The sequence below is a fragment of the Streptomyces sp. NPDC039465 genome (genome assembly GCF_055639315.1).
On record NZ_JBVKAP010000005.1, the window covers coordinates 131315 to 148446 of the forward strand.

A 17132-nucleotide genomic window follows, 5' to 3' on the forward strand; every position below is an offset into this window, starting at 1 on the left:
GGCCCGCCGGGCGGCGTGCCCGACGAGCCCTCGGGAAGACCGCTAGCCGACGACCGTCCAGGTGTCGTTGCCGGCGAGCAGGGCGGCGAGGTCGCCCTTGCCGTTCTGTTCCACGGCGGTGTCGAGCTGGTCGGCCATGAGCGTGTCGTACACGGGCCGTACGACACTGCGGAACACCCCGATGGGGGTGTGGTGGAGCGTGTCGGGGTCGGCGAGCCGGGAGAGCGCGAAGGCGGTTGTGGGGCTGGCGCTGTGGGCGTCGTGGACCAGCACGCTCGCCTCGTTGGCGGGGGTGACCGGGACGACCTGGAGATCGCCGGTGGCGGGGTCGCGGACCACTCCCTTGGCGCCGTCGGCGCCGAACCGGATCGGCTGCCCGTGCTCCAGCCGGATCACGGCATCCTGCGCCTGCTCCTTGTCCTTGAGGACCTCGAAGGCGCCGTCGTTGAAGATGTTGCAGTTCTGGTAGATCTCGACGAGGGCGGTGCCGGGGTGGTCGGCGGCCTGCCGCAGGACCTCGGTGAGGTGCTTGCGGTCGGAGTCGACGGTCCGGGCGACGAAGGACGCCTCGGCGCCGAGCGCCAGGGAGACCGGGTTGAAGGGCGCGTCGAGCGAGCCCATCGGGGTCGACTTGGTGATCTTCCCGACCTCGGAGGTGGGGGAGTACTGCCCCTTGGTCAGCCCGTAGATCCGGTTGTTGAAGAGCAGGATCTTGAGGTTGACGTTGCGCCGCAGGGCGTGGATGAGGTGGTTCCCGCCGATGGACAGGGCGTCGCCGTCGCCGGTGACGACCCAGATGGACAGGTCGCGGCGGGAGGACGCCAGGCCCGTGGCGATGGCCGGCGCGCGGCCGTGAATGGAGTGCATCCCGTAGGTGTTCATGTAGTACGGGAAGCGGGAGGAGCAGCCGATGCCGGAGACGAAGACGATGTTCTCCTTGGCGAGGCCCAGCTCGGGCATGAAGCCCTGCACGGCCGCGAGGACGGCGTAGTCACCGCACCCCGGGCACCAGCGCACCTCCTGGTCCGACTTGAAGTCCTTCATGGACTGCTTCGCCTCGGCCTTGGGCACCAGGGAGAGGAGTGACTCAGTCATCGATGGCCTCCTTGAGAGCCGCGGCGAGCTGCTCGGCCTTGAACGGCATGCCGTTGACCTGGTTGTAGCTGTGCGCGTCGACGAGGTACTTCGCCCGGATCAGGGTGGCGAGCTGGCCGAGGTTCATCTCTGGCACCACGACCTTGTCGTAGCGGCCGAGGACCTCCCCGAGGTTGGCCGGGAACGGGTTGAGGTGGCGCAGATGGGCCTGGGCGACGGGGATGCCCGCGCGGCGCAGCCGGCGTACGGCGGCGGTGATGGGCCCGTACGTCGATCCCCAGCCGAGGACGAGCATGCCGGCGCCGTCCGGGTCGTCGACGTCGAGGTCGGGCACCTCGATGCCGTCGACCTTGGCCTGGCGGGTGCGGACCATGAGGTCGTGGTTGGCCGGGTCGTAGGAGATGTTGCCGGTGCCGTCCTGCTTCTCGATCCCGCCGATGCGGTGTTCGAGTCCGGGGGTGCCGGGCACGGCCCACGGCCGGGCGAGGGTCTGCGGGTCGCGCTTGTAGGGCCAGAATGCCTCGGTGCCGTCGGCCAGCGTGTGGTTGGGCCCGGTGGCGAACTGCGTCCGCAGGTCGGGCAGGCTGTCCACGTCGGGGATCCGCCAGGGCTCGGAGCCGTTGGCGAGATAGCCGTCCGAGAGCAGGAACACCGGGGTGCGGTAGGTCAGGGCGATCCGGGCCGCCTCCAGGGCCGCGTCGAAGCAGTCCGCCGGGGTCTTCGGCGCCACGATCGGCACGGGCGCCTCGCCGTTGCGGCCGTACATCGCCTGGAGCAGGTCGGCCTGCTCGGTCTTGGTCGGCAGTCCGGTCGAGGGGCCGCCGCGCTGGATGTCCACGACGAGCAGCGGCAGCTCCAGGGAGACGGCCAGGCCGATGGTCTCGGACTTCAGCGCGACACCGGGGCCGGAGGTGGTGGTGACGGCGAGGGAGCCGCCGAAGGCGGCGCCGAGGGCCGCCCCGATGCCGGCGATCTCGTCCTCGGCCTGGAAGGTCCGCACGCCGAAGTTCTTGTGCTTGGACAGCTCGTGCAGGATGTCCGAGGCGGGGGTGATCGGGTACGAGCCCAGGTAGAGCGGCAGGTCCGCCTGGCGGGACGCGGAGATCAGCCCGTAGGACAGGGCGAGGTTCCCGGAGATGTTGCGGTACGTGCCGGTGGGGAAGGCGGCGGTGGCGGGGGCGACCTCGTAGGAGACCGCGAAGTCCTCGGTGGTCTCGCCGAAGTTCCAGCCCGCGCGGAAGGCGGCCACGTTCGCCTCGGCGATCTGCGGCTTCTTCGCGAACTTCTGCCGCAGGAACCGCTCGGTGCCCTCGGTCGGCCGGTGGTACATCCACGACAGCAGACCCAGCGCGAACATGTTCTTGCTCCGCTCGGCCTCCTTGCGGGAGAGGCCGAACTCCTTGAGCGCCTCGATCGTCAGTGTGGTCAGCGGCACGGGATGGACGCGGTAGCCGTCCAGCGAGCCGTCCTCCAGGGGGGACGTGTCGTACCCGACCTTGGCCATGGCCCGCTTGGCGAATTCATCCGTATTGACGATGATCTCGCCGCCGGGGGGTACGTCGCCGATGTTCGCCTTGAGGGCCGCCGGGTTCATGGCGACCAGGACGTTCGGCGCGTCGCCCGGGGTGAGGATGTCGTGGTCGGCGAAGTGCAGCTGGAACGAGGAGACACCCGGCAGGGTGCCTGCGGGGGCCCGGATCTCGGCGGGGAAGTTCGGCAGCGTCGACAGGTCGTTCCCGAAGGACGCCGTCTCCGACGTGAAACGGTCACCTGTCAGCTGCATACCGTCACCGGAGTCACCCGCGAAGCGGATGATCACCCGGTCCAGATGGCGTACTTCCTTGTCGCCGGCGGGTCTGCGCGGCCCCCCCACCAGGGCCTCGCCGGCCCCGTCAGCCTCGTCTGCGTGCTCGGCTGGGCTACTGACCTGGCTGGTCACTGAACTGGACCTCCTTCGAGGCGGCTGGGCTGCGGCCGGCTCACCGGTCGCTCCAAGGTCAACCCTACGTCGGTAAGGGTCGCCTTCCCTGGGCCGCTCAGATGCTGGACGCACTTTTGAGACGCTGTGATGCCCTGGTTTGCCATGTTCTGTTAGCCCCCCGGATGCTGATCGTCAGACACTCCCCGCTGGTCCTTCTGTCCTACATCCACTCCCTCGTGACGCGCTGCGAAACTCCTCGCGACACGCCGCCATCTGACAGAGTGTCAGGTTTTCGGCGGCGGTTGACTATGAGTTGAGATAGGTCAATACGGCAAGCACACGGCGGTGGTCCCCGTCGCTGGGGGAGAGCCCCAGCTTCAGGAAGATGTTGCTGACGTGCTTCTCGACGGCGCCGTCGCTCACCACCAGCTGGCGGGCGATCGCGGAGTTCGTCCGCCCCTCGGCCATCAGACCGAGGACCTCCCGCTCCCGGGGGGTCAGCCTCTCCAGGACGTCCTGCTTACGGCTGCGGCCCAGCAGCTGCGCGACCACCTCCGGGTCCAGGGCCGTACCGCCGGTGGCCACCCGCACCACCGCGTCCACGAACTCCCGGACCTCGGCGACCCGGTCCTTCAGCAGATAGCCCACCCCGCGGCTGGATCCGGCCAGCAACTCGGTGGCGTAACGCTCCTCCACGTACTGCGACAGGACCAGCACCCCCAGCCCCGGATGGTCCTGGCGCAGCCGCACCGCGGCCCGGACGCCCTCGTCCGTGTGCGTCGGCGGCATCCGTACGTCCGCGACCACCACATCCGGCAGCTCGCCCTGGTCGGCCAGCTCACTCACGGTCTTGACCAGGGCATCTCCGTCCCCGACGCCCGCGACCACATCATGACCACGGTCGGTCAGAAGGCGGGTCAGGCCCTCCCGGAGCAGTACCGAGTCCTCGGCGATGACCACCCGCACCCTGTTTTCCACGACGTTCCGTCCCCCATGCTCCGGTGTACTGGACTGCTTTCCTTCCAGCATCCCAGCCCGGCGATCGTCCCGCGGCCCCGCCGCCGAACAGATCCGGACACGCTCGGGCCCCGGGCATGGGGGAGGCGTGGGCGGTCAGCCGCGCCAGGGGAGCTCCGCCGTGACCGTCGTCGGGCCGCCCGCCGGGGAGTCCACCGCGAGAATCCCGTCGACCGCGCCCAGCCGCTCCGCGAGCCCCGCCAGACCGCTGCCGCCCGTCAGGTCGGCGCCGCCCCGGCCGTCGTCCCTGACCTGGAGCAGCAGCCGGTCCTCCGTCCGCCACACCTCCACCCAGGCCCGGCGGGCCCCGGAGTGCTTGGAGACGTTCTGGAGCAGCTCGGAGACGGTGAAGTAGGCGATCCCCTCGATCGCCGGGGCCGGGCGGGAGGGCAGATCCACCTCGACCGCGACCGGGACCGTGCAGCGGGAGGCCACCGAGGAGAGCGCCGCGTCCAGGCCACGGTCGGTCAGAACCGCCGGATGGATGCCCCGGGCCAGGTCGCGCAGCTCCTGAAGGGCCGTCTTGACCTCGCCGTGCGCCTCCTCCACCATCCGCGCCGCGGCCTCGGGGTCCTCGGTCAGCTTCTCCTTGGCCAGCCCCAGATCCATGGCGAGGGCGACCAGCCGGGCCTGCGCGCCGTCGTGCAGGTCGCGCTCGATGCGCCGCAGGTCCGCGGCGGCGGTGTCGACCACGACACCCCGGTCCGACTCCAGCTCCGAGACCCGGCTGGCCAGCCGGGACGGCCCGAGGAGCCCCGACACCATCAGCCGGTCGATCTGGACCATGCCGCGCACCAGCCACGGCGCCACCACCACGACGACCAGTCCGACCAGGCTGGTCACCGCCTGCTCGAAGGGCGAGTCGAGGATGAAGTTGCGGGTGCCGTCGCCGTACAGCTGGATCCCCTCCACGTCCGCGTACGCCGGGAAGACCCAGCGCCACAGCGGGTACGTGAAGAGCCCCCAGCCGTACGTGTAGAAGGCCACCGTGACCGAGAAGGTGAAGGTCGCCCACGGCATGTGCAGCACCGCGTAGAGCAGATGCCGCCACGACGCCCCGCTCTTGAGGACGCCGCCGACCCAGGACATGGTGCCGCCGTGGCGGTTGACCACGGGGGCCGGGGCGGCGACGTCCACACCGAGCAGCCCGCGCGCGCGGGCCCGCTCCACGGCGCCGAAGCCCCGGCACATCGCGAGCGTGGCGGCCAGCAGCGGGATGCCCAGGAAGGTGACGACCAGACCGAGGCCGAGGGCGGTGAAGGAGACGGCGAGGCAGAAGAAGGCCACGGAGAGCGGCAGCCCCGTCAGGACGTACGCGAACTCACGCCAGGTGCGGCCCTCGATCGGCGCGCGCAGCGCCGCGGGCACGCGTGAGAGCCGGGTGTCCGGTGCCGGTCCGTAAGCCGTGGCCATCGTCGTGTCTTCCGTTCTGCCGGGGGTGAGTGGGGTGAGCGGGGTGTGCTCGGTTCCGTGCTCGGTACAAGGTTCGTCGAGGCGGCCGTCCGGCGGCCATGAGGGCCGTATCCCTCTTGGCCCGGGGGTTTTCCCTACCGGGCGGGGGTACGGGCAGGGCTACCGGTCCCGTGCCGGGTGCCGGGGCCGCCAGGGGAGCTCGGCCGTGACCGTCGTCGGGCCGCCCTCCGGCGACTCCAGGACGAACAGCCCGTCGACCGCGCCCAGCCGCTCGGCGAGCCCCGCCATGCCCGTACCGCCGTCGAGCCGCGCCCCGCCCCGCCCGTCGTCGCTGACCTGGAGCAGCAGCCGGTCCTTCGTCCGCCACACCTCCACCGAGGCGCTGCGCGCCCGGGAGTGCTTGGAGACGTTCTGGAGCAGCTCGGAGACGGTGAAGTAGGCGATGCCCTCGATCGCCTCGGCCGGCCGCTCGGCCAGGTCGACGGTCACCCGCACCGGGACCGTGCAGCGCGAGGCGACGGACGAGAGCGCCGCGTCCAGGCCGCGGTCGGTCAGGACCGCCGGATGGATGCCACGGGCCAGGTCCCGCAGCTCCTGGAGCGCCAGCTTCACCTCGCCGTGGGCCTCGTCCACCATGGCCGCGGCCGCCTCCGGGTCCTCCAGGAGCTTCTCCTTGGCGAGGCCGAGCCCCATGGCGAGGGCGACGAGCCGGGCCTGCGCGCCGTCGTGCAGGTCGCGCTCGATGCGCCGCAGGTCCGCGGCGGCCGTGTCGACGACCACGCCCCGGTCCGACTCCAGCTCCGCGATCCGCCGCTCCAGCTCGTCGGAGGGCGACAGCAGGCCGCGCACCATCGCCCGGTCCGCGCTCGCCAGGCCCCGCACGACAATGGGCAGCAGGGGGAGCAGGATGAGACACACCAGCGTGAGCGCGAAGGTCAGTACGCCCCACGGCAGCCGGACGAACGCGAACAGCACGGTCCGCCAGCCGACCGGGTCCTTCAGCCGGGTCCACAGCCACGGGAAGAACCCGCCCCCGGCGGGCGGCGGCAGCGGGCTCGGCTCCTCGACCTCCACGCCGAGCAGCAGCCGGGCCCGGCTCCGCTCGGCGCGGCCGAGGCCGCGGGCCCCGGTCAGGCCGACGGCGAGCAGGGGCAGACCGATCACCGTCACGGCCAGGGCCACGCCCGTGGCGACCATGACGACCACATAGACGAAACCGAGCAGGACGACCGGCAGGTTGGACAGGAGGTACGCCGCTTCCTTCCAGGTGTGCCGCCCGAAGGCGGTGCGCACGGGCGGAAGCGGCCGGGAGCGGTCGTCGCCGACCCGGCCCACGGTGTCGGTGGTCTCGGTCATGGCGTCAAGCCTGCCGGGCCGAAGATCGGGACACCATGGGGTTCATGGGTGGGGCGAAGTGGGGATAACCCCACCCGCTCCGTGGACGGGCTGCTTACGGGCCCTTTAACAGGCCCTAGACTCCCGTCCGTACATATCGGCGAACGGGCCCAGGGAGCGAGGAACGGACGTGCGGGAAACGACCGAACCGACCGCACTCGCAGCGGACATTCCCGCGGCGGGCATTCCCTCAGGGGGCATTCCCGCGGGGGACGTTCCCTCAGGGGACGTTTCCGCGGCGGTGATCGCCGCTGACTATTTCGAGGGCTATTCCGTCGTCGGACTGCTCGCCGTCCTCGGCGTGCTCTTCGTCGCCGTGGCCTTCGGCGCCGGGCGCCTGCTGCGGCCCGTCGTCCCGACCCCGGAGAAACTCCTCACGTACGAATGCGGCGTCGACCCCGTCGGCGAGGGCTGGGCCCACACCCAGGTCCGCTACTACGTCTACGCGTTTCTGTATGTGATCTTCGCCGTCGACTCGATCTTCCTCTTCCCCTGGGCGACCGTCTTCGCCGCGGCCGGATACGGCGCCACGACGCTGGTCGAGATGTTCATCTTCCTCGGCTTCCTGGCCGTGGGACTGCTCTACGCGTACAAGAAGGGCGTCCTGACATGGACGTGACTCCGGCCCCCGTGGACCTGCCCGAGCCCCAGCGGCTGGGTGTGCTGTCCCGGCTGGCCCCCGAGCCGATGAAGGTGGTCCTGAACTGGGGCCGCCGCTACAGCCTGTGGGTCTTCAACTTCGGCCTCGCCTGCTGCGCCATCGAGTTCATCGCCGCGTCGATGGCCCGACACGACTTCATCCGGCTGGGCGTGATCCCGTTCGCGCCCGGGCCGCGTCAGGCCGACCTGATGATCGTCTCCGGCACGGTGACGGACAAGATGGCCCCGGCGGTCAAGCGTCTGTACGAGCAGATGCCCGAGCCCAAGTACGTGATCTCCTTCGGCGCCTGCTCGAACTGCGGCGGCCCCTACTGGGACTCGTACTCCGTCACCAAGGGCGTCGACCAGATCATCCCCGTCGACGTCTACGTCCCCGGCTGCCCGCCCCGGCCCGAGGCGCTGCTCCAGGGCATCCTCAAGCTCCAGGAGAAGATCGCCCGCGAGTCGCTCGGCGAGCGGTACGCGAACGGCCCGTCGGTGGCGCAGCTGACCAGCGGCCTGGTCACCCCGCCGACGGAGCAGCCTACCCCTGGGACGGGGGGTGCGCGGTGAACGCGTACGACACCCTGCCCGAGGCCGTCACCGAGATCTTCGGCGCGGAGGCGACGGCCGAGCGGGCCTACGACCTGCTCACCGTCGACGTGCCCGTCGGCTCCTGGATCGCCGCCCTGGAGACCGCCCGCGACAAGCTCGGCTGCACCTACTTCGACTGGCTGAGCGCCGTCGACGAACCGGGCACCGGCTTCCGGGTCTGCGCCCATGTCGTCGCCCTCGAAGGCGGCCGCGTCCGCCGCCTCCTCGTCCGTACGACCGTCCCGCACGCCGCCCCCGCCCTGCCGAGCGCCGTGGACCTCTACGCGGGCGCCGGCTGGCACGAGCGCGAGACGTACGAGATGTTCGGCGTCACCTTCACCGGCCACCCCCACCTGGAGCCCCTGCTGCTGCCGGAGGGCTTCGAGGGCCATCCGCTGCGCAAGGACTTCGTCCTCGCGGCCCGGGTCGCCAAGGCCTGGCCGGGTGCCAAGGAACCCGGCGAGTCCCACGACGGCGGCCCCAAGCGCCGCCAGATGCTGCCGCCCGGCGTCCCCGACCCGAACGACTGGGGCCCCCTCAAGGGCCAGCTGCCGCCTGCCCCGGCCCGTCCGGCCCGCGCCGCCCGCGCGTCCGGCGCCGGCGCCGGCGCGGCCCCCGGCGAGCGTCCGGCCCGCCGCACCCGCACGGCCGGCGAGGGCTCGGCGAGCCAGACGGCCGGGACACCCGCGGCCGCCACCGGCGCGGCACCCGGTGAGCGTCCGGCCCGCCGCACCCGCACGGCCGGCGAGGGCTCGGCGAGCCAGACGGCCGGGACACCCGCGGCCGCCACCGGCGCGGACGCCCCACAGGCCGAGACCCCGCCCCGCCCGCCGCGCCGGATGCGCACCGCCTCCCAGGGCTCGGCGAGCCAGACCGCCGAAACGGCCCCGGAGCCCGCTACGCCCGCGGCCCCGCCGAAGGCCCCCCGGAGCAGCGACGCGCCCTGGCACCACGCGCGCCCGGCGTTCGACGAGGCCACCCCGGCGACGGACCGGCCGCAGGCCCCTCAGCCGGACGAGGCGCCGGCCAAGCCACCGGAGGAGCCCTCGGGCACCCCGGCCGACGAGGCCGAGGGGAAGCCCGCGCCCGAGCCGACCGACAAGGTCGAGGCGAAGCCTGCTCCCGAGCGGGCTGCCCAGCCCCAGCCCGAGCCCGAACCGGCCGACCGGCCCAAGCCTGAGCCCACCGCCGAGCGTGCCCCCGAGCCCGAGCCCACCGCCGAGCGTGCCCCCGAGCCCGAGCCCACCGCCGAGCGTCGCCCCGCGCCCGAGCCCACCCCCGACACCGACCCCGACGGCACGACCGGATCCGACAACACCACCGGAGGCGATCTCGCGTGAACGACGCACTCGACGTCGCCCTTCGGCTGATCGTCATCTTCGCCGTGTTCCTCGTCCTGCCCCTGGTGATCGGCCAGACCGAGCACAAGGTCATGGCCCATATGCAGGGCCGCCTCGGCCCCATGTACGCGGGTGGCTTCCACGGCTGGGCCCAGCTCGTCGCGGACGGCGTGAAGTTCGCGCAGAAGGAGGACGTGGTCCCGGCCAACGCCGACCGCCGCGTCTTCCAGCTCGCCCCCGCCGTCGCCCTGCTCCCGTACCTCCTCGTACTGATCGTGATCCCGATCGGCCCGAGCGAGAGCGCGGTCGGTCAGGTCATCGACGCCGGTGTCTTCTTCGCGCTCGCCGTCATGGGCGTCGGCGTGCTCGGCTCGCTCATGGCGGGCTGGGCCTCGGCCAACAAGTTCTCCCTCCTCGGCGGTCTGCGGACCGCCGCTCAGCTCCTCGCGTACGAGCTGCCGATGCTGCTCGCCGCCGCCTCCGTCGCCATGGCCGCCGGCACGGTCTCGCTCCCCGGCATCCTCAACGCCTTCGAGTGGTGGTGGCTGCCCTGGCAGATCGTGGGCGCCCTGGTCTTCTTCGTGGCCGGCCTCGCCGAACTCCAGCGCCCGCCGTTCGACATGCCGGTCGCCGACTCCGAGATCATCTTCGGCGCGTACACCGAGTACACCGGCCTGCGCTTCGCCCTCTTCCTGCTCGCCGAGTACGCGGGCATCGTCGTCCTGTGCGGTCTGACCACCGTCCTCTTCCTCGGCGGCTGGCACGGCCCGTTCGGCGGGGAGGGCCTGGGCTGGGTCTGGACCCTGCTCAAGACCGCCGTGCTCGCCTTCGTCGTGATCTGGCTGCGGGTGAGCTACCCGCGGCTGCGCGAGGACCAGCTGCAGAAGCTCGCCTGGACGACCCTCGTCCCCCTCGCCCTCGCCCAGATCGCCCTCACCGGCGTCGTCAAGGTGGTGATGTAGCCATGTCCCCCATTCCCGGCAGCGGCCTGGCCAAGGGCCTGGCCGTCACCCTGCGCACGATGACGAAGAAGAGCCACACCGCGCAGTACCCCGACGTCCAGCCCGAACTCCCGCCCCGCACCCGCGGTGTGATCGGCCTGTTCGAGGAGAACTGCACGGTCTGCATGCTCTGCGCCCGTGAATGCCCCGACTGGTGCATCTACATCGACTCCCACAAGGAGACGGTCCCGGCCGCCACCCCCGGTGGCCGCGAGCGCAGCCGCAACGTCCTCGACCGCTTCGCCATCGACTTCTCGCTCTGCATGTACTGCGGTATCTGCATCGAGGTGTGTCCTTTCGACGCGCTGTTCTGGTCGCCGGAGTTCGAGTACGCCGAGACCGACATCCACGAGCTCACCCATGAGCGCGACAAGCTCCGCGAGTGGATGTGGACCGTCCCCGCCCCGCCCGCGCTCGACCCGGGGGCCGAGGAGCCGAAGGAGCTCGCCGCGGCCCGCAAGACGGCCGAGAAGCTCGCCGCCGCCCAGGCCGAGGCCGAGGCGGAGGCCGAGCAGGCGCCCACCGGGCCGGCCCAGCAGTCCACCGAAGAGGCCCCGCCGGGAGGGGAGTCGTGAACCCCGTCCTCGCAGCCGAAGCCCAAGGCTTCCTCTCCCCGACCGGCGTCGAGATCGCGTTTCTCCTCGTCGGTCTCGTCACCCTGGCCGCGGCCGCGGTGACCGTCACCACCAAGCAGCTGGTGCACGCCGCCCTCTGGCTGGTGGTGGCGCTCGGCGGCCTCGCCGTCGAATACCTCCTCCTCACGGCCGAGTTCATCGCCTGGGTGCAGGTGCTGATCTACGTCGGTTCCGTCGTGGTCCTCCTCCTCTTCGGTCTCATGCTCACCAAGGCCCCCATCGGCCGCTCCCCGGACGCCGACTCCGGAAACCGCGTAGCCGCCCTCGCGGTCGCCCTGGCCGCCGCGGCCGCCCTGGTGTGGGTGGTCGTCGACGCCTTCCGTACGACCTGGATCGACCTGGACGGCCCGGCCCAGGGCGCCACCAAGGTGTCCGGCGAGATCCTCTTCCGGCACTGGGTGCTGCCGTTCGAGGCGCTCTCCGTCCTCCTGCTGGCCGCGCTGGTCGGCGCGATCGTGCTCTCCCGCAAGGACCGCCCGGAGTCCGGCCCGGCCCAGGAGGGGAAGCGCTGATGCACCTCGCCTATCCCGCGGTCCTCGCCGCCCTGCTCTTCTGCGTCGGCCTCTACGGAGTCCTCGCCCGCCGCAACGCGATCCTGGTCCTGATGTCCGTCGAGCTGATGCTCAACGCCGTCAACCTCAACCTGGTCGCGTTCGACGTCTGGCTCCGGGACACCCTCCACACCGGCCAGGCGCTGACCCTCTTCACCATCGCCATCGCCGCCGCCGAGATCGGCATCGGCCTGGCGATCGTCCTGATGGTCTACCGCAACCGCGGCACCTCGGACATCGACAAACTCCGCGACACGACCGAGGTCCCCGGCGCGGACGACCCCACCGAGCCGGCCGGCCCCGACACGGCGGCCGGGGAGAAGGCCGAGGCCACCGCGTGACCACCACGACCCTCGCCGTCCTCGTCCCCCTCCTTCCCTTCCTGGGTGCCGCCGCCGGCCTGCTGCTCGGCCGCCGCGCCCCCGGTTTCGTCCGCCCCCTGGCCGTCCTGCCGACCCTGGCCGCGGCCGTGCTCGCCGTCCTCGTCGCCGCCCGCCAAGGCGGCGACGAGACCATCGCCGCGGCCACCCGGCTCACCCCGACCGGCTCGGTCCCCATCGACCTGGCCCTGCACATCGACGGCTTCGCCGCCCTCGTCGCCGTCCTCGTCGCCGTCGTCGCCTCCTGCGTGCAGATCTACTCGACCGGCTACCTCCGCGACGACCCGCGCTACCCCTCATACGCCGCGCTGGTCTCCCTCTTCACCTCCGCGATGCTGCTCGTCGTCTACTCCGGCGACCTGATGGTGCTGCTGGTCGGCTGGGAGATCATGGGCATCTGCTCGTACTTCCTCGTCGGCCACTACTGGGAGACGCCTGAAGCACGCGCCGCCTCCCTCAAGGCCTTCCTGGTCACCAAGCTCGGCGACGTCCCCTTCCTGATCGGTCTGTTCGCGCTCGCCGCCGACACCGGCACCTTCCGGATCTCCGGCATCCTCGGCGCCGTCGGCAGGGACGGCCTGGACCACCCCACGCTGATCGCGCTGCTCCTCCTCGCCGGCGTGGCGGGCAAGTCCGCGCAGTTCCCGCTGCACACCTGGCTCCCGGACGCGATGGCCGGCCCCACCCCCGTCTCGGCGCTGATCCACGCCGCGACGATGGTCGCCGCCGGTATCTACTTCGTGGCCCGGCTGCTGCCCCTCTTCGCCGCCTCCACCGCGGCCCTGACCGTGCTCGCCGTGATGGCCGCCGTGACGATGGTCGGCTCTGCGCTCGCCGCCCTCGCCCAGGACGACATCAAGCGCGTCCTCGCCTACTCGACCATCGGTCAGCTCGGCTACATGGCCGGTGCCCTGGCCGTCGGCGACCCTGGCGCCGCCGTCTTCCACCTCCTGTCCCACGGAGCGTTCAAGGCGCTCCTCTTCCTCGCCGCCGGCGTGATCATCCACGCCGCCGGCACCAACTCCCTGACCGCCATGTCCCGGATGAGCGGCCTCACCCGGCGGATCCCCGACGCGTACTGGACGATGACCGTCGCCCTGCTCGCCCTCGCCGCGATCCCGCCGTTCGCCGGCTTCTTCTCCAAGGAAGCCGTCCTCGTCGCCGCCGAGCACACCGCCCTCGGCGACCGCACCGTCGCCCCCGCCGGCGCCGGCTGGACCGTCCTGGTCGCCGGTCTGCTCACCGCCCTCCTCACCGCCGCCTACGCGACACGCCTGTGGCTGCTCGCCTTCCGCGGCCGGGGACCCGCGGCCCCCGACCACGGCCGCCAGCCGCTCGCCATGAACACCGTCCTGTGGGTGCTCGCCATCCCCTCCCTCGCCTTCGGCCTGGCCGTCGTCCGCCTCGACGACTGGTTCGACGGCCACGCCCTCACCCCGACCGCCGTCACCGCGGTCCTGGGCACCGGCATCGCCCTCGTCGGCGGACTGGTCACCTACGCCGTCTGGCGCTCCCTCTCCGTCAAGGCCGCCCGCCTCCCGGCCGGCCCCGCGGCCCCGGAGACCGTCGCCCACCCGGACGCCGAACCGGCCCTGGTCGAGGCGGAGGCGCTCCAGCTGCCGCACCCCGCGGCCGGCCCCACGGACCCGGGCCGCCCGCTGCTCGGCCCCCTCCACCGCCACGCCGCCGACGGCTTCCATCTCGACGCCGTCTACACCGCGCTGTTCGTACGCCCCGTCCTGGCCGCGGCCTCACTGGTCCGCTTCCTCGACCGCGAAGTCGTCGACACCTACGTCAACGGCGCCGGCACCGGCACCAACTGGCTGGGACGGGCCGTCCGCGCCGCCCAGACCGGCAACGTGCAGACCTACCTCAGCGCCCTGCTCGCCGGCTCCGTCGTCCTGGCGATCGCCGCCGTACTCGTAGCCGCCGGAGCGTGAGCCGTGATCGATATCAGCGAATCCGTGATGCAGTTCCTTCTGGCGTTCCTCGTCGCCGGCCCGCTCATCGGCGCCGCGGCCGCCCTCCTGCCCGCCCCGCCCGGGCTGAAGGGGAAGTCCCCCGACCAGGCCGTGCTGCGCCACGGCGTGACCGTCACCGGCGTCATGCTCGCCGCCGCGATCGTCCTCACCCTCGGCTTCGACCACGACCAACCGTCGACGATGCAGGCCACCACGGACATCAAATGGATCCCCGCACTCGACGTGCGGCTCCACCTCGGTGTCGACGGCATTTCCCTCCCCCTTCTGGTCCTGACCGCGCTGCTGACCTTCCTCTGCGCGCTCTACAGCTACTTCAAGATGCCGAGCGGGCCTTCCCCCAAGGCCTTCGTCGCCCTGCTGCTCGTCCTCGAGTCCGGCACGCTGGCGACCTTCGCCGTCCTCGATCTGGTGCTGTTCTTCCTGGCCTTCGAGATGGTGCTCATCCCGATGTACTTCCTCATCGCCCGCTGGGGCGGTGACCAGCGGCAGGCCGCCGCCTGGAAGTTCATCCTCTACACGGTGCTCGGTTCCGTCGTCATGCTGCTCGGCCTGCTCCTGATCGGACTAAAAGCAGGCACGTTCGACATGGTGGCACTCGCCACTGACAACGGCCGTGACATCACCACATCCGTGCAGGTCATCGCCGTTCTCGCGATCGGGATCGGCCTCGCGGTGAAGACTCCGATGTGGCCGTTGCACAGCTGGCTCCCGGACGCCCACACCGCCGCCCCGACCGTCGGCTCCGTCCTCCTCGCCGGCGTCCTGCTGAAGATGGGTACGTACGGATTCGTCCGGATCGCCCTGCCGATCACCCCCGACGGCATGCACGTCTTCGCGCCGTACCTCGCCGCCTTCGCGGTCGCCGGCATCATCTACGGATCGCTCGCCTGCCTCGCGCTGGCCCGCCCCGGCGCCAAGGGCGACCTCAAGCGGCTGATCGCGTACTCCTCCGTCGGCCACATGGGCTTCGTCCTCCTCGGCATCGCCTCGATGACCCCGACCGGCGTCAACGGCGCGCTCTTCGCCAACATCGCCCACGGCCTCATCACCGGCCTGCTCTTCTTCCTGGTCGGCGCATTGAAGGACCGGTACGGCACCACCGACATCGACGCGCTCGCCGGCAGCGGCGGCGCCGCGCTCTACGGCCGCGCCCCCCGCTTCGGCGGCCTGCTCGTCTTCGGGGCCGTCGCCTCCCTCGGACTGCCTGGCCTCGCCGGGTTCTGGGGCGAGATGCTCGCGATGTTCGGCGCCTTCGACCCCGCCCCGGGCCTCAGCCGCCCCGCCTTCGTCACCTTCACGGCGATCGCCGCCCTCGGCACCCTGCTCACCGCCGCGTATCTGCTCGTCGTCGTACGCCGGGTCTGCATGGGCCCCCGGCCCACCGCCGACCAGCCGCGGCTCGCCGACGTCCAGGGCTACGAGTTCGCCGCCTGGACGCCGCTGGTCGCCCTCACCGTCCTCGCCGGACTGTGGCCCGCGGTCCTCCTCGGCCTCACCGACCCGGCCGTGCAGAAGCTCCTCGCGGGAGGAAAGTCGTGACCCCCATTGCCGCGGGCCTCGTCCAGTCCGTCGACTGGCTCGCGATCGCGCCGCCCACCCTCGCCGCGGTGGTCGGCCTGATCGTCCTGGTCGCCGACCTCTTCCTGCCGGACAGCCGCAAGCAGCTCCTCGGCTGGGCGTCGATCGCCGGTCTCACCGCCTCGATCCTGCTGCTGGCGCCGCTGCGCACGGGCGACCGCTCCACCTTCTGCCTCACCACCGCCCCCGACGTCTGCAGCTACACCGCCGACCACTTCGCCGTCGTCATCCAGTTCCTGGTCCTCGGCGGCGCGCTGCTGACCGCGCTCCTCTCCCTCTCCGACACCCGGGACAAGCTGCCCGCCGGCGAGTTCTGGTTCCTGCTGCTGTCCTCGGCCGCGGGCGCCGCGCTGCTGCCCGCCTCCCGGGACCTCGCGACCCTGGTCGTCGCCCTCGAAGTCGCCTCGCTGCCCGCCTTCGCGCTGGTCGGCCTCAAGCGCGGCGACCGGATGTCGAGCGAGTCGGCCCTGAAGTTCTTCCTCTCCTCGGTCACCGCGACCGCCGTGATGCTGCTCGGCGTCAGCTTCGTCTACGCGGCCACCGGCACGCTCCACCTCACCGAGATCGCCCAGCGCCTGGACGACGTCCCCGCCCAGCTGGAGACCCTGGCCCAGGTGGGCGTGGCGCTGACCCTCGTCGGTTTCGCCTTCAAGACCGCGGCCGCGCCCTTCCACTTCTGGGTCCCGGACACCTACGTCGGCGCACCGCTGCCGGTCGCCGCGTACCTCTCCGTCGTCGGCAAGGCGGTCGGCTTCTCCGGCCTCATCCTCGTGACCGTCATCGCCTTCCCCCTCTACGCCGACGTGTGGGGCCCGGCCCTGACCGTGCTCGCCGCGCTCACCATGACCGTCGGCAACGTGGCCGCCCTGCGCCAGGTCTCCACGCGCGCGTGGAGCGCGGTCCGCCTGCTGGCCTGGTCCTCCGTGGCCCAGGCCGGCTACCTCCTGGTGCCGATCGCCGCCGCCGCGTACTCCGGCGACGACCAGATCGGCTCCACCGTCGCGTACGCCCTGATGTACGCCGTCGTGAACCTGGGCGCCTTCGCCGTCGCCGCCCTGGTCGCCCGTACGCACCCCCAGAACCGCGTCTCCGACTACCGGGGCCTGTACGCCACCCGGCCCCTGACCGCGCTGACCATGGGCTTCTTCCTGCTCAACCTGGCCGGACTGCCGCCCGGCATCATCGGCCTCTTCGCCAAGGTCACGGTCTTCTCGGCGGCGGTGGACGCGAGCCTCGGCTGGCTCGCCGTCGTCATGGGCGTGAACGTCGTGATCGCGCTCTACTACTACCTGCAGTGGACCGCGATCCTCTTCCGCGCCCCGGCACCGGTCACTGTCCCTGCCGAGGGCGCCGAGCCCCGCCGCCACCGGGCCCCCGCGCCGCTCACCCTGGCGATCGTGCTGACCGCCGTCGCGGGCGTCGTGCTGTCGGGCTACCCCCAGCTGGTCCTCCGCTTCGCGGCGAAGACGCTGTTCTGACGACGAACCGTCTCCCCGCCCAACACTGATTCACCCGTACGGCTCACGCCGCCTCCGGCGCGTGCAAGGGAACCCGCACCTCTCGCCTGGCGTTGACCAGTACGGGAGGGTCC

General features: G+C 71.8%; 15 protein-coding genes. 10 read left to right on the plus strand and 5 right to left on the minus strand.

What is annotated here, in order from left to right; genetic code table 11:
- Window positions 1–42: 42 nt before the first annotated feature.
- The 5 genes from ACZ7LT_RS18480 to ACZ7LT_RS18500 all read right to left on the minus strand — a co-directional run bounded on the left by ACZ7LT_RS18480 (window position 43) and on the right by ACZ7LT_RS18500 (window position 6802).
- On the minus strand, window positions 43–1095 hold the full coding sequence (locus ACZ7LT_RS18480; RefSeq protein ID WP_471237113.1) for a 2-oxoacid:ferredoxin oxidoreductase subunit beta: 1053 nt from the start codon (window positions 1093–1095) through the stop codon (window positions 43–45).
- Window positions 1088–3034, minus strand: a complete 1947-nt coding sequence (locus ACZ7LT_RS18485) for a 2-oxoacid:acceptor oxidoreductase subunit alpha (RefSeq protein WP_471237114.1) — start codon at window positions 3032–3034, stop codon at window positions 1088–1090. Before ACZ7LT_RS18485 ends, ACZ7LT_RS18480 begins: the two co-directional genes overlap by 8 nt.
- A 288-nt stretch (window positions 3035–3322) precedes the next feature.
- Window positions 3323–3982, minus strand: coding sequence for a LuxR C-terminal-related transcriptional regulator (locus tag ACZ7LT_RS18490; protein WP_471237458.1), 660 nt, complete (start codon window positions 3980–3982; stop codon window positions 3323–3325).
- Between the two features lie 147 nt (window positions 3983–4129).
- The gene (locus ACZ7LT_RS18495; RefSeq protein ID WP_471237115.1) at window positions 4130–5446 is read right to left on the minus strand and encodes a sensor histidine kinase; all 1317 of its coding nucleotides are present in this window, start codon (window positions 5444–5446) and stop codon (window positions 4130–4132) included.
- Between the two features lie 159 nt (window positions 5447–5605).
- Entirely contained in the window at window positions 5606–6802 is a 1197-nt protein-coding gene (locus ACZ7LT_RS18500; protein ID WP_471237116.1) for a sensor histidine kinase, read from the minus strand.
- A 238-nt stretch (window positions 6803–7040) separates the two neighbouring features.
- Here ACZ7LT_RS18500 and ACZ7LT_RS18505 point away from each other — a divergent pair, with 238 nt between their 5' ends.
- Genes ACZ7LT_RS18505 through ACZ7LT_RS18550 form a run of 10 tightly spaced genes read left to right on the plus strand, consistent with a single transcriptional unit; the run spans window position 7041 to window position 17019 of the window.
- On the plus strand, window positions 7041–7460 hold the full coding sequence (locus ACZ7LT_RS18505) for an NADH-quinone oxidoreductase subunit A (RefSeq protein ID WP_471237459.1): 420 nt from the start codon (window positions 7041–7043) through the stop codon (window positions 7458–7460).
- Window positions 7451–8053 (plus strand): NADH-quinone oxidoreductase subunit B, encoded by a 603-nt coding sequence (locus ACZ7LT_RS18510; RefSeq protein WP_471237117.1) that lies wholly within the window; start codon window positions 7451–7453, stop codon window positions 8051–8053. The genes ACZ7LT_RS18505 and ACZ7LT_RS18510 overlap by 10 nt, the downstream gene beginning before the upstream one ends.
- Window positions 8050–9414 carry an NADH-quinone oxidoreductase subunit C gene (locus ACZ7LT_RS18515; RefSeq protein WP_471237118.1) on the plus strand — a complete coding sequence of 455 codons (1365 nt, stop codon included), beginning with the start codon at window positions 8050–8052 and terminating at the stop codon, window positions 9412–9414. Before ACZ7LT_RS18510 ends, ACZ7LT_RS18515 begins: the two co-directional genes overlap by 4 nt.
- Window positions 9411–10376, plus strand: coding sequence for a complex I subunit 1/NuoH family protein (locus ACZ7LT_RS18520; protein WP_471237119.1), 966 nt, complete (start codon window positions 9411–9413; stop codon window positions 10374–10376). The genes ACZ7LT_RS18515 and ACZ7LT_RS18520 overlap by 4 nt, the downstream gene beginning before the upstream one ends.
- Window positions 10377–10378: 2 nt before the next feature.
- Window positions 10379–10990 (plus strand): NuoI/complex I 23 kDa subunit family protein, encoded by a 612-nt coding sequence (locus ACZ7LT_RS18525; protein WP_471237120.1) that lies wholly within the window; start codon window positions 10379–10381, stop codon window positions 10988–10990.
- Window positions 10987–11562, plus strand: coding sequence for an NADH-quinone oxidoreductase subunit J family protein (locus ACZ7LT_RS18530; RefSeq protein ID WP_471237121.1), 576 nt, complete (start codon window positions 10987–10989; stop codon window positions 11560–11562). The genes ACZ7LT_RS18525 and ACZ7LT_RS18530 overlap by 4 nt, the downstream gene beginning before the upstream one ends.
- A complete protein-coding gene (nuoK, locus tag ACZ7LT_RS18535) occupies window positions 11562–11942 on the plus strand; it encodes an NADH-quinone oxidoreductase subunit NuoK (RefSeq protein WP_471237122.1) in 381 nt (126 codons plus the stop codon). The genes ACZ7LT_RS18530 and nuoK overlap by 1 nt, the downstream gene beginning before the upstream one ends.
- The gene (locus ACZ7LT_RS18540; RefSeq protein ID WP_471237123.1) at window positions 11939–13921 is read left to right on the plus strand and encodes an NADH-quinone oxidoreductase subunit 5 family protein; all 1983 of its coding nucleotides are present in this window, start codon (window positions 11939–11941) and stop codon (window positions 13919–13921) included. Before nuoK ends, ACZ7LT_RS18540 begins: the two co-directional genes overlap by 4 nt.
- Before the next feature lie 27 nt (window positions 13922–13948).
- Window positions 13949–15502 carry a complex I subunit 4 family protein gene (locus ACZ7LT_RS18545; RefSeq protein ID WP_471237460.1) on the plus strand — a complete coding sequence of 518 codons (1554 nt, stop codon included), beginning with the start codon at window positions 13949–13951 and terminating at the stop codon, window positions 15500–15502.
- Complete coding sequence (locus ACZ7LT_RS18550; RefSeq protein WP_471237124.1) at window positions 15499–17019, plus strand: NADH-quinone oxidoreductase subunit N; 1521 nt, start codon at window positions 15499–15501, stop codon at window positions 17017–17019. Before ACZ7LT_RS18545 ends, ACZ7LT_RS18550 begins: the two co-directional genes overlap by 4 nt.
- Window positions 17020–17132: the final 113 nt, after the last annotated feature.